Here is a 12,927-nt window from a genome sequence, read left to right as displayed (position 1 = left end):
GAAGCCAGGAGGAGGCTCACCGCCCGCCCCGCGGAAAGTGAACGACTTCAGCGTAAATCAACAGCGCAGTTTAACAGCGCCTTTTAATTAAAAGATGGCATACATATAAAAAGGGAATATACACATAGGCAATATAAAAACCGGCTGTATTGGCATAAAAATTCAGCTGATCAATCTGCGGGCGTTCGGTAATCATGATTGAAAGCACAAAGATGAGAAGTGCTACTCCTCTAAGCGAAAATCTTTGGGTTAGGGAAGTGAACCGGTTCAATGCTCTGCTTGCGGCCCATAACCCGAGTGTAATGTTGGAAATGACAACAAACAGCCATGCTGCGATCCCTATGTATTCAAAACGTTCGATGATAACCAGGTCAACAATTTTCCAAAGCGTTAAAGTAGACCAGATGGTCGTCCGCAGCTGATCCTGGTCAAAATATACAAACGAAGTAAAAATGGTGAGCAAATAAACACCGATTGTCACCAGGATACTATAGTAGGCCCATTTTTCCGATCTGGGGCCGTTTTTAATAAAAGGATAGAAAATCAAAATGGATTCATACCCTAAATAATTCAGTGTCATCGTTTTTGAAGCTTCAAGAATCTCAGGAAATGAATGAGAAAAAACCGGAAGAAGGTTCCCGATATGGGCTTCTTTCAGCGGAAAATATTTGACGAACAAAAGCGGAATGGAATAAATCACACTTAAAAAGCAGATTCCGGTTACAACTCTGAACCCGTTTGTCACAAAAGAATAGGCCAGAAGCAAAATTAAGAAAAGAAAAACCCAGTGATACGTCTCAGGAAACATCCAAACCTGTATCACCTCCACATACGTTCTCAAATTTAATAGAACCAAAAGTGAGGTATAGGCCGCAAATGCGGTATTGAGGATGTTCCCCGCGTATTTGCCAAAAAGCCGCTGATGAATGGAAATGATATCATTTCCTTCTTTAGTGAGAATACGATAGCATAGCCACATCACCCCTATAATGGATAATCCGGACAGAATGACGGATATCCATGCATCATGTCCCGCCGATTTGGCCACATAACGTTCAAACCCAAGCACCGCAACGCCAATTTGCTGGGAATGAATGAGATAAAATACAAAAAAGGGGGAGACTTGTTTGTTTTCAGGCAAAGATGGGGCGTTCATTCATTCTCCCTCCTTCAAATTTCTTCAATATCGGGTTTTCTTCGCTTTGGCGGCGGATCAAACCTAAATGGATCCGGTGACCGCAGCTGATGCGGCTTTTGTCCTTGCATGCGAAAGGGCAGCCTGAAAAGGGAATCTTTTAAATCGCGCCATCTTGCGGGATAAACCGGGGCAATGTAGGGCCTTCCAAAAGAGGAAAGATTGAGAATATGGCTGATAAAAAAACCAAAGCATAAAAATACCCCAAAGATTCCCCAAAGCTGACCGCAGATGATAAAGGGAAAACGGATGAGACGGATGGTATTCCCCATTTGATAAATGGGGGTTGTAAAGGAAGCCAGTGCAGCAAGCGATACAATAATAAGCAGGACATTGCTTGTCAGTCCCGCCTCTACTGCTGCGGTTCCAATCACAATACCGCCGACGATCCCAATGGTCTGTCCTATTTTCTGCGGGAGTCTGGCGCCTGCTTCCCGCAAAAGTTCAATGGTCAGTTCTAAAATAACGGCCTCGATAATCGGGGGAAAAGGAATTCCGCTCCTTGAAGAAATGAGCGGATCAAGCAAATTGGATGGAATCATTTCGTAATGATAAGTTAAAACGGCAACATATAAAGACGTGGAAACGACGGAAAAAAACACGGCGAATAGCCGGATGAGCCGGAATGCCGAAGCCACTGGCCAGGGAAGAAAATAATCTTCAAAGGCAGAGAAAAATTCAATTAAAGTGGTGGGGCTTAACAGGGCATGGGGCGATCCATCGACGAAAACAGCGATTTTGCCTTCTGCCACCTCGCTTGCTACCCGATCAGGCCTTTCCGTATCCATCATTTGCGGGAACGGGGAGGTGCTGTTATCTGAGATAAGCTGCAAAACAAAGGAGCTGTCTGCAATCTGATCAAAATGGATTTGCTCAATATGACTGAAAATGGTCTCCGCATTGGCTGGATCTGCAGCTCCCTCCAAATAAACAACAGCTACGCGTGTTTTAGAAATGGATCCCACTTTCGTTTCCCGAATAGTCAGCTTTCTGGTCGGCATCCTCTTCCGGATTAAGTTCAGATTTGAATCAATGCCTTCCACAAAAGCTTCTTTAGGCCCGACCACACTGTATTCTACTTCCGGCTGTCCTACCGGTCTTTTTTCAATAAAAGAAGCAGAGGCCACTAGTACTTCAGTTGATGTGTTGCCGCGCAGAATCAGAACGTGTCCTCTTACTAGATATTCCTCTGCATCATCAGGAGAGTCCGTGAGTTTTAAATCTTCAATCGGCAGGTTTTGCCCGACTTCTTTTAGTGCACCGAAATACTCCGGATTGTGAAGGACCGGCAGAATGGAGCGCTGAAGGACTTTTTTATCGACCATTGATTTATAATAGTGGATGCTGAAGGGGGTGCCTTCAATCGCCTCTGAAACGAAATCAGAGGACTTCCTGCAGATATCCAGCAGCTCCGCAATCGTTTGAATGTTTGTTGTGTCGGGTTGTTTTTGTAAATGACTGTCCATAAAAATCTCCTTCTAAACGCTGCTGATTGTAGCTTGCAGAAAAAGAAGGAGAATTATGCAAATGATGTCAATGATCCCTTAGGTTCCTTTAAGAACCGGTTATTTGACACGATACCCAAGCAGGTATAAGATATGCTTACTTTATTCCCTTCAGATTGAGGGAGACAGGGAGGAACAAAGGATGGATTATGATAAAAACACACTAAATCGTTTGAAACGAATTGAAGGCCAAATTAAAGGAGTCATTGGCATGATGGAGCAGGGAAAGGACTGCCGCGAGATTGTCACTCAGCTGTCAGCTGCACGGAACGCGATTGACCGGACTATGGGTGTGATCGTCAGTCAAAACCTTGAAGAATGCGTCAGAGAAAATATAGCCAAAGGCGAATCTACAGACCATTTAGTTAAACAGGCTGTGGAACTATTAGTAAAAAGCAGGTAAGATCCTGAGAATCATATTAAAAAAAGAGATTCTGTAACTCAATGTGCTTACGTTATATGTATAGTTTTCGATTTTTCTATACCCCATTATGTATTTTTAAAAATTAGACCGGTTATTTTTTTATCTTTAGATATACCTCATGGGGTATATCTAAAGATTGAAGACTATGTCTGATCAAAAGAAAGCAACCTGCGGTAAAGGCATTAACGAAAGATGAACCTTTTAACGGAGAGAGGTTAAGAGAAAAGGTTCGTTAAATGGAAGCTGCGGAGACTGACAATGCAGAGTTTTCAAATTAGATGATACGGGCAGTGGTTTTGAAACAGATCATTAAATCTCCAGAATTATGGCGGTAGGGATCTTTTCTTTATCTGCAGAAAGAAGAATTTATATTCTGTTATATACCCCATGTGGTATTACTCGGTAACTAAAAAGAAGAGATAGGGGAGTTTGACGGCGGGTCCACAATTTGTTTGATACGCAGAGCGGGTAGCAGAAGGGACCTTGCGGCGCAGCATTTAGAATCGGCATGAAAACCATAATTAACGTTATTACTGAATGAGCAAATGGACAGGAAAATCATTGTACAATTTATTTACCCTAAGGGGTATCAAAGATGGCACAGATAATCCTCTCTCAGCTTCATGCGGCTGTCAAGATCTTGATTACCTGATCACCAAATACGATTCATACGAGCTAAAGGTATGTACTGGAAACAATTTTTAAGTGAATATTCTTGGCGGAAAAAGGAATGCTATGGATTCGTGCTGACTTTTTACATTTACATAGAGGGTAACACAGCTTTGCAGGACTGCCCTATATAAAAGGAGCTGACAGATGAAAACGACAGTAGTGTGGGATGGAAACCTTGCCTTTGGCGGACAATCCCCGTCCGGACATGAGATCAAAATGGATGCAGGACAGGAAACAGGCGGCGTAAACAGCGGCCCGAGACCAACAGAGCTGCTTATGCATGCAGTAGCGGGGTGTACCGGCATTGATATCATTCTGATTTTGAAAAAAATGCGGCTCGAACCTGTTCAATTTCAAATGGACGTTGAAGGAATTCGTGCTGAAGAGCATCCAAAGCGTTTTACGGAACTTCATATCCATTACGCCCTGGAAGGAGAGCTTCCGGAAGAAAAGGTGGTTCGGGCCATCGAGCTGTCCAAAGATAAATACTGCTCCGTATCCCACTCTTTAAACGCTGAGCTCTCTGTCAGCTATTCGATTAATGGAGCAAAAGGAAGCAAAGAATTATAATCGAACATTTGTTCCTTAGTTGGAAAAAGGGCATTTTTATTAAAAAAAGCAGTCTCCCCAGGAAACGGTGAGACTGCTTTTGCGTTTTATTTTTTCGCTATGTTAAAGCATGTTGTTGATTTTTTTACCCCTGTTGATTGAAGCGAGCGCCTGTAGCGGAAATCAACAGCCAAGTTTAAAAGAGCTTATTTTTTAAAAAGACCAAACGGTTTCCCTACCGGCAGGAATTCACGGCCGAAATGAGGATTCAGCACAGCGGCGGCAGACCCGTAAAAAGAGACGAGGGCAATGAGCATTTCTGATATAGCAGCCAGCATATGGGTCGCCTCATGCATGACACCGAACGTGCTTAAGGATAATCCAATGAATAAGAAATCAATAAGAACGAAAATCGTAAAAAGCACTTTGTGCGTTTCCATTGCACCGACGGTCATGAATAAGCTGAAAATTAAATACCCGACGAAAGCCATTCCAAGCTGCTTTGAATCCACTCCAGAAGCAAGTTCTTCCCCAAAAACACCAAGCTGAATAAGCCAGGAACCGGCTACACCAAGCCAAAACAGGCCGAATGCTCCAAATGCCGTCGATCCGAAGGTGTTATTATGCTTTGCATCCTGAATGCTGGCGAACAATTGAGCAAATCCTCCGAGAAAGACCGCCCAAGGGATAATAAAAGAAAGACCTTCCGTTAACCCCAGTTTTTGTGACGATGCCACTAGTGTAACCATGGCAAGTCCGAAAAGACCGATTGCCGATGGGTCAGCGACCGTCATTTTTACTTGCTGTACATTCTGATTGTTCAATGATGAACCTCCTAAAAATTAATGCATACTTGAACAAAATACAGGAGACGAGAGGGCGCGTCAATTCCCTTTTTATAAAAAGACGAAAGTAAACGTTCCCAATTTTTCAGCCTGTTCTTCTGGGTTATTTTCTGGGTTATATTAGAACCAATTGGAACCTAAATTCCTCATAAGTTAGAATTTTTAGATAATTAAGTGAAGCATTAAATAAATTTTACGGATGATCAACCCGCTTCTTAGCGCACTTTATTTTAAAAAACACAATATTCTTCTTTGTTCCCCATCATGATTGGCATGAAGTTTGCTAGATAAAGAGGATAGTAAGAAGCCGCATTTATGGAGGGATGGACCTAAAACCACGACCGTACGGAATGAATGGAGATGTCCGAAGCTGTCCAATTAAAAAATAGGGAGCTGAACAAATGAAAAAGCTGATTCAAACGTGTGTAATTGGGTGTTTATGCGCTTTATCGATCCATGGGAATGCTGCAAAGGCGGCCGCAGGGGATTATACGTATTACAGCTATGGCAGCACGGTGAACGTATCTCCTGTCACTTCATACGGAATCAATTTAATGGGCGGCGGGACGGATGTTGATGAAGCGATGCTGTGGATGGCTAATAAAGCCAACCATGGAGATTTTGTTGTGATCCGCACTTCAGGAACAGACGGATACAACCGGTATTTATACGATTTAGCACAGAACAATAACGCCAAGCTGGATTCAGTCGAAACCATCCTTTTGAATAACCGCTATGCTTCATCGGATTCCTTTGTATTGGATAAAGTCAGCAAGGCGGAAGCGGTATTTTTCGCCGGTGGCGATCAGTTTAATTATGTGGATTACATCAAGAATACTCCTCTGGAAGACGTGATCAATCAGCTCATTCAAAAAAATGTACCGATTGGCGGAACGAGTGCAGGCCTTGCCATTCTGGGCGAGTATATTTATGACGCTAAATACGGTTCGGTGTATTCGGATGAAGCCCTGGCCAATCCGAATAATCGCTATATGACATTTACCCGCGATTTCCTGGCGAATCGTTATCTAATGGGGACTGTGACCGATTCACATTTCGAACAAAGGGACCGGATGGGAAGGTTTATCGGATTTCTGTCAAGAAATGTTTCAGACGGGTGGACGAACCAGGCAAAAGGAATAGCCGTCAATGAACAAACCGCCCTGCTTGTCGAAAGCGACGGGACAGCGAAAGTGGCGGCTCAGCCAGGCGGAACGAAACAATCCGTCTATGCGGCAAGAACGTCCTCCGCTCCGTCCAGCAGTTATGGAAGTCCTTTAACCATGAAGGATGTGAACGTCATTAAACTGCGTCCGGGCAATACGTTTAACTTTCAGACATGGTCAAGTACCAATGGTTTTTCCTATAAGCTATCTTCTCAAAATGGAGTTCTGACTTCTACAAGCGGTTCTTTATATGGAAACTAAAGATTAAGGGGGAAAGGTTATGAAAAGAAAGTTCAGTCTTTTGGCAGCCGCCTGTTTATTGGCCTCAACAGTGAGTTTGCCGGCGGCAAATGCCAGTCAAACCGAAGCCAGTACGATTAAAGGAAGTCTTGTTATTACAGGCGGATCTCTAGGGAGCAGCAATGCAGCCGTCTATCAATCTTTTATTAAACTGGCAGGCGGAGAAAAACAGGCCAAGATCGGCATTGTTCCCGCTGCCAGCGGGAAATTAAAGTCTTCCGCGGACTTCAAAGCAGACCTGGCCAAATACGGGGTGGACCCTGAACATATTACGGTTCTTCCTTTCTCTAATCACGATTTCAGCGATACGGATTTTGATGAAAGCAACTGGAAGAACAATGTGAATAAAGAAGAATGGGCAAACCAAATCAAAAACCTCTCAGCTATATGGTTTGTAGGCGGCGATCAGCTTCGGATCACCAAGACATTAAGAGATGAGAAGGGGAAAAACTCAAGTGCGCTCGATGCAATTTGGACGATGTATAAAAAAGGAGGGGTTATAGGGGGAACGAGCGCTGGAGCCGCGATCATGAGTGATGTGATGATCACGGGCGGCGACAGTCTGGGAGGACTGAAGGGAGAATTTACGGAAAAAGATGAACCCCTTCAAAATAAAGAATATGAACCGGTTTATATTGAAAAAGGACTTGGATTTTTTCAATACGGCATTGTGGATCAGCACTTTGATGAAAGAGCAAGACTCGGCCGGCTTGCAGCTGCTTCCATTCAATACGAAAAGAGAAAAGATTTGTATAATTCGTATGGAATTGATGAGGATACCGCACTGATTGTCCATAACGCGGAGAAAAAAGCAGAGATTGTCGGACGCGGCGGAGTAACCGTCATAGATACAAGCAAATCAAAGCCTGCAGGCAAAAAAGTCCATCCGGTTAACAATGTTTCCGTCAGCTTTTTGTCACCGGGGGATCAGATTAATCTGCAGACGAAGGAGTTTGCCATCAACCCGGATAAAGACGGAACGAAAGGGTATGAATACTATCAGTTTAAACCTTTGGATGCCACAGGGCTGCTGACACCTTACGGAAGACTAAAGCCGTATCTTGCCTATTCTTTAGCAGATAATTCATCCTCTCAATCTGTAAAAAGCTATTTGTATGACAGCAAAGGAAAAGGGTACGCCTTAACGTTCAGCAAAACAAAATCGACCAATGGATACTGGGGCTACCAGGACGGGCAAAAGGATGATTACTCAATTACAAATGTAAAACTTGATGTAATCCCTGTTTCGGTTGAGCTTATGAAAGATAAAACCGCTTTTAAAACGTATAAACCATCCAATTTTAAAGTGCCGGACAAAGTAAACCGCGGAGAGATTTCAGGAAATCTGGTTATAGCGGGAGGGGCACTTGGCTCGAGCAATGAGGCGGTCTATAAAAGGTTCATTGAACTTGCAGGAGGAAACTCAAAAGCAAAAATCGGGATTATCCCGGCTGCAAGCGGAAGCTTCAGTTCATCGAATGCCTTCAAAAATGACCTCGTCAAATACGGAGTAAAAGATGATCAGATTGAAATCCTTCCTATCTCCGCACACGATTTTAAAGGAACAGCTGAAGATGAGTCCAAGTGGAAAGAAAACCGGAACAGTGATGAAACGGCCGCACGCATAAAAAATCTCAATGCCATCTGGTTTGTCGGCGGCGATCAGACCTATATCACGGAAGCTTTGCTGAATCCCGATCAGTCGGAATCCAAAGCTTTATCCGCCATCTGGGACATTTATAAAAAGGGAGCGGTATTAGGCGGAACAAGTGCCGGAGCAGCCATCATGAGCGACGTGATGCTTGCCGGCGGAGGCAGTCTGGATACGTTAACCAAAGGATTTACCGATACGTACAACGGAATGGAGCAGCAGGAGGGAGGACCGGGCTATCTGGAAAGGGGTCTCGGCTTTTTCCAAAATGGAATCATCGATCAGCACTTTGACAATAAATCAAGACTGGGAAGACTCATTGCAACAGCGTATGAAAAAGGGGACCGCAGCCAGCTTTCCTACGGAATTGATGAAGACACGGCGATGGTCGTCAATAATAAAGAACAAAAAGTGGAAGTCGTTGGACGGGCAGGATTAACCGTTGTTGATTTATCGAACGCAGAGAAGAAAAAAGGCCGTTACAAAAATATTTCCATCTCGGCTCTTTCAGCGGGAGATACGGTAGACATGAAACAAAAAACATTTGCCATCAGCCAGCACAAAGACTCGACGAAAGGATATGAATACGGCGATTTTAAAGCCGCTCCCCATACAGGAGTGCTGACTCCGCACGGTACATTAAAGAACTATTTATCCTACAATCTTGTCGATAACAGCGGAGAGGAAAAAGTAAAAAGCTATGCATTTGATCACGGGATAGGAGTCGAAATGATTTTCCGGAAAACAGAGGAGACAAACGGATTCTGGGGATACAAAGACGGAGGAAAGGATGATTATTCCGTTACTCATGTATCACTGGATATTTATCCGATATTCGTGAAAATCAAATAATGTTTCTCCTGAGAATCAATCCTGAGCGGGGATTGATTCTTTTTTATGTGTGGCAGGATTGAAATGGACAAAGCGCTTAGTAAATTGGTAGAGTATATCAATGGGTAAAGCACTATGCTGGACCTGCCTTTCCGGCTGGTGGGGAAACCAGTGGTGAACCAATAATTAGAGACTGCCGAGGTGCTTCAATGCCATTTATCGACTTTATGAACAAAAATTTTCCCAACTTAAAACTTAGCCCCCCTTTATTTTATAGCTGGGATATTGGGATTCGCTTTGAATTAGGTGTGAACGATGATCCTGATGACATTTATGAAAATGGTAGCTATGTAAAAGGCGTTTATAACAGAGCCATTACGTTATTTCGGACTTTACATTTACCCGAAGACGATATCTATCTTGTAGCGCAGGCAGACGACTTCGCAGACGGTAAAACGTTTAAGCGCAAATTGAACATCTATTCTAAGTATGTAAAAGAAAAGTCCCTATTGCTGAAGGTACATCAACATACAATTCCTTATCTTTTTCCGGAAGATGATGAAGAAGGAACATACAAAACGCACAGATTTACTTTAAAATGCAAACCATCGGATATTAAATATGTCCCATTATTAAAAGCGATTTGTCATCAAGATTTGGGCTTGAAACCGAGTCTTTTCCATAGAGTTTACTTCATTAACATCAATAGAAAAACGATCTTTCACGTTTACGATGACAGAGGATGTGATTTGCTGGCAACTTCACCTGCTGCAATCAAAGATGTTTATACTAGACACAATGACTGGATTTTAGACTATGACAGACCTGAAATTGATAAAGTGTTTAAATAATTGTTTAATGGAAACGCCCCGTATAAGCGTTTGCTTTTTTATGATGAACTTAAACGTAAAATGGATAACGGATTTGATTGAAATTTTGTAAAAGGTTGCCCATAATCAATAGATAAGGAAGGACTTAGGGGGAATGGGCATATGGTTCTGAAGATGAGTCACTTGGGAGTAATCGTTCGTGATTTACCTGCTGCTCAGGCATTCTTTCTCGACTTGGGACTTGAAGTACAAGGACAATGGGAATCGGATGGAGAATGGATGGGACAAGGGCGGTCTCCTGTATCTTGTACAGGAATGGGGACGCCAGATGGTCAGGGATGGATTGAGCTAATCAAACTTAACACCCCTCCAGATGAGAAACGGTTAAATCCGTCTCTTGAAAATATCCATATGGCCTTTTCTGTAAAGGATATGGATGCGGTTGTGGCCAAGTTAAAAAAGAATGGAACCGTTATCCTGCGTGATATCCAAATCTACAAAGATACTTACAAGCTTTGCTATTGCCGAGGGCCGGAGGGAATGATCATTGAGCTTGTAGAGCAAACGGGATCATAAGGAAGCGGTTATTATGAAAGCGTGTACAAGCTTATATTCGTGTACAAGCTTATATTCGTGTACAAGCTTATATTAAGGAATGGATGTTCTAGAAGCTGCTGGATATGATAAAGGCCGGCTTATCCGGACAAGGTTAAAAAATGGGGAAGATGGCCTTCATGGAAATCGCAAAAATAGGAGGAGCTGCATATGCAATATAAAGCTGCGGAAGATCGCTATGAGAAGATGACATATAACCGATGCGGACAATCGGGGTTGCTGCTGCCGGCTATTTCCCTTGGACTGTGGCATAATTTTGGAGGCGTTGATTCGTTTGAAAACGGACGGGCCATGCTGAGAAGGGCATTCGATTTGGGGATCACCCATTTTGACCTCGCCAATAACTATGGCCCTCCGCCGGGATCTGCTGAAGAGATGTTTGGAAGGCTGCTGCAATCAGATTTTGCCCCATACCGGGATGAAATGATTATTTCAACGAAAGCGGGTTACTATATGTGGCCAGGCCCTTATGGAGAATGGGGTTCAAAAAAATACTTAACCGCAAGCATTGACCAAAGTTTGAAACGATTGGGCCTTGATTATGTGGATATCTTTTATTCCCACCGACCGGATCCGGACACACCGCTTGAGGAAACGATGGGAGCGCTTGATTCGATTGTGAAGCAAGGGAAAGCGCTTTATGCCGGGATCTCAAGCTACAGCGCAGAAGAAACAGAAGAAGCGGTAAAAATCATGGATAAACTGGGAACACCAATCTTGATTCATCAGCCGAGCTATTCCATGCTGAACCGCTGGATTGAAGACGGACTTCAGGATGTTCTTCAGAACCATGGCGCAGGATCCATTGCATTCTGTCCCTTGGCTCAAGGTCTGCTGACCAATAAATATTTAGAAGGCATTCCCGCTGATTCTCGGGCTGCGAAACCAAGCGGGGCATTAGGGGAAGAAGCAGTAACAGATGCCGTGATTGAAAGTGTGAAAGAACTGAATGCGCTTGCTGCTGAACGGGGGCAAAGTCTTGCGCAAATGGCTCTTTCATGGGTGCTTCGCGAAGGGAAAGTGACTTCTGCTTTAATTGGAGCAAGCAAAGTAAGCCAGATTGATGAGAATGTGGCGGCGCTTGAACATTTAGATTTTACAGAGGAAGAATTAGAGAAAATTGATTCGATCTTGATGAAAAATTCATGACTCATATATAAACAAACTTTGAACAGTCAGGAAGGAACGGCGCCTGCTGTTTTTTTGTGTGTTACCGTGTGTTTTTCCTGTGCCGATCTCACATATGTATAATCAAGATCCGTCAAGTAAGGGGGACAGATGATGAACAATAGAACAATCGGGGCAAACGGTCCTTTCGTTTCTGAAATTGGTCTCGGGTGCATGGGCATGTCTTCAATCTATGGGAAAGCGGACCGCAGTGAAAGCATAGCAACCATTCAAGCAGCAATGGAAAAAGGCATTACCCTATTTGATACGGGAGATTTTTATGGTGACGGGCACAACGAATGGCTGATACGGGAAACATTACAAGGACGCAGCCGGGAAAAAGCATTTATTTCGGTAAAATTTGATGGAAAGCGGCATCCATTTGTAAAGGGAAAAACGGAACAACATTCTCGTACGATAAAGGATTCCCTTAAAGATAGTTTGCAGCGCCTCGGTGTCGATTATATCGATCTTTATCAGCCAGCCAGACCTGATCCGGCTGTTCCGATAGAAGAAACGATCGGGGCGGTCGCTGATCTTGTAAAGGAAGGATATGTACGCTTCATCGGACTTTCAGAAACGGGAGTTGAAAACATTCGCCGTGCTCATGCCGTTTATCCGATAAGCTGGCTCCAGATCGAATATTCATTGTTCAATCGGGATATAGAATTAGACATTCTGCCTGAACTAAGAAAATTAGGTATCTCGGTTTCTGCATATGGTGTTCTTTCCAGAGGGCTTCTAAGCGGCAGCTGGTCAAAAGATAGGGGGTTACATGCAGATGACAAGCGGGGAAGGAGCCCCCGTTTTAAGGGAGCGAATCTGGATCAAAACCTGATCCTTGCAGATGCCCTGCAAGATTTGGCGCACGAACAAAAGGCAACCGCAGCTCTAGCCTTGCTATCGCTTGGGTTCTGGCCCAGGGGAAAGATATAATTCCACTGGTAGGAGCAAGAAAAAGATCTCAGCTTTATGAGTCGCTCGGATCAGTGGTTTTAAAACTAGATGATCATGACCTTTCGGCTATTGAAAAAGCAGTGCCTTCAGACCGCGCTGCCGGTGAATATTATCCTGTTCCAAGGAAAAAATGGTTCATTTAGTTTTCCTGAGTACGTTTGCAGGGGGCTCGCAGCAGGTTTAAAGTATAAAAGCTCATAAAAAACTCCCGGTTTCATTC

12 protein-coding genes are annotated in these 12,927 nt (G+C 43.6%); 9 read left to right on the top strand and 3 right to left on the bottom strand.

Features of this window, described 5'->3' with window-relative positions:
* Positions 1-70: 70 nt before the first annotated feature.
* Together CEF21_RS12450 and CEF21_RS12445 are read right to left on the bottom strand one after the other, a co-directional pair.
* Positions 71-1,156 carry a GerAB/ArcD/ProY family transporter gene (locus tag CEF21_RS12450; RefSeq protein WP_123916810.1) on the bottom strand — a complete coding sequence of 362 codons (1,086 nt, stop codon included), beginning with the start codon at positions 1,154-1,156 and terminating at the stop codon, positions 71-73.
* A gap of 14 nt (positions 1,157-1,170) precedes the next feature.
* Complete coding sequence (locus CEF21_RS12445) at positions 1,171-2,661, bottom strand: spore germination protein (protein ID WP_123916808.1); 1,491 nt, start codon at positions 2,659-2,661, stop codon at positions 1,171-1,173.
* A 181-nt stretch (positions 2,662-2,842) separates the two neighbouring features.
* On the opposite strand from CEF21_RS12445, the gene CEF21_RS12440 reads away from it, so the two are divergent.
* A complete protein-coding gene (locus tag CEF21_RS12440; protein WP_123916806.1) occupies positions 2,843-3,103 on the top strand; it encodes a metal-sensitive transcriptional regulator in 261 nt (86 codons plus the stop codon).
* 837 nt (positions 3,104-3,940) lie between these two features.
* Entirely contained in the window at positions 3,941-4,366 is a 426-nt protein-coding gene (locus CEF21_RS12435) for an OsmC family protein (protein WP_123916804.1), read from the top strand.
* Between the two features lie 185 nt (positions 4,367-4,551).
* Here the strand turns inward: CEF21_RS12435 and CEF21_RS12430 are convergent, their stop codons facing one another.
* Entirely contained in the window at positions 4,552-5,169 is a 618-nt protein-coding gene (locus CEF21_RS12430) for an acetate uptake transporter (protein WP_123916802.1), read from the bottom strand.
* 422 nt (positions 5,170-5,591) lie between these two features.
* Here CEF21_RS12430 and CEF21_RS12425 point away from each other — a divergent pair, with 422 nt between their 5' ends.
* From CEF21_RS12425 to CEF21_RS21955, 7 genes are all read left to right on the top strand, one after another.
* Positions 5,592-6,617 (top strand): cyanophycinase, encoded by a 1,026-nt coding sequence (locus CEF21_RS12425; protein WP_123916800.1) that lies wholly within the window; start codon positions 5,592-5,594, stop codon positions 6,615-6,617.
* 19 nt (positions 6,618-6,636) lie between these two features.
* A complete protein-coding gene (locus CEF21_RS12420) occupies positions 6,637-9,159 on the top strand; it encodes a cyanophycinase (RefSeq protein WP_123916798.1) in 2,523 nt (840 codons plus the stop codon).
* A gap of 206 nt (positions 9,160-9,365) precedes the next feature.
* A complete protein-coding gene (locus tag CEF21_RS12415) occupies positions 9,366-9,989 on the top strand; it encodes a DUF3885 domain-containing protein (protein WP_123920205.1) in 624 nt (207 codons plus the stop codon).
* A gap of 141 nt (positions 9,990-10,130) precedes the next feature.
* Complete coding sequence (locus CEF21_RS12410) at positions 10,131-10,544, top strand: VOC family protein (RefSeq protein WP_123916796.1); 414 nt, start codon at positions 10,131-10,133, stop codon at positions 10,542-10,544.
* Between the two features lie 189 nt (positions 10,545-10,733).
* On the top strand, positions 10,734-11,732 hold the full coding sequence (gene mgrA / locus CEF21_RS12405) for an L-glyceraldehyde 3-phosphate reductase (RefSeq protein WP_123916794.1): 999 nt from the start codon (positions 10,734-10,736) through the stop codon (positions 11,730-11,732).
* A 129-nt stretch (positions 11,733-11,861) separates the two neighbouring features.
* Complete coding sequence (locus tag CEF21_RS12400) at positions 11,862-12,686, top strand: aldo/keto reductase (RefSeq protein ID WP_206427773.1); 825 nt, start codon at positions 11,862-11,864, stop codon at positions 12,684-12,686.
* Positions 12,653-12,850: an aldo/keto reductase gene (locus CEF21_RS21955; RefSeq protein ID WP_206427822.1), complete on the top strand. Its 198-nt coding sequence runs from the start codon at positions 12,653-12,655 to the stop codon at positions 12,848-12,850. The genes CEF21_RS12400 and CEF21_RS21955 overlap by 34 nt, the downstream gene beginning before the upstream one ends.
* Positions 12,851-12,927 lie beyond the last annotated feature (77 nt).

The sequence above is a fragment of the Bacillus sp. FJAT-42376 genome (assembly GCF_003816055.1).
Taxonomy (GTDB): Bacteria; Bacillota; Bacilli; order Bacillales; family Bacillaceae; genus Metabacillus_B.
This window is presented reverse-complemented; position numbering and strand designations above follow the sequence as displayed.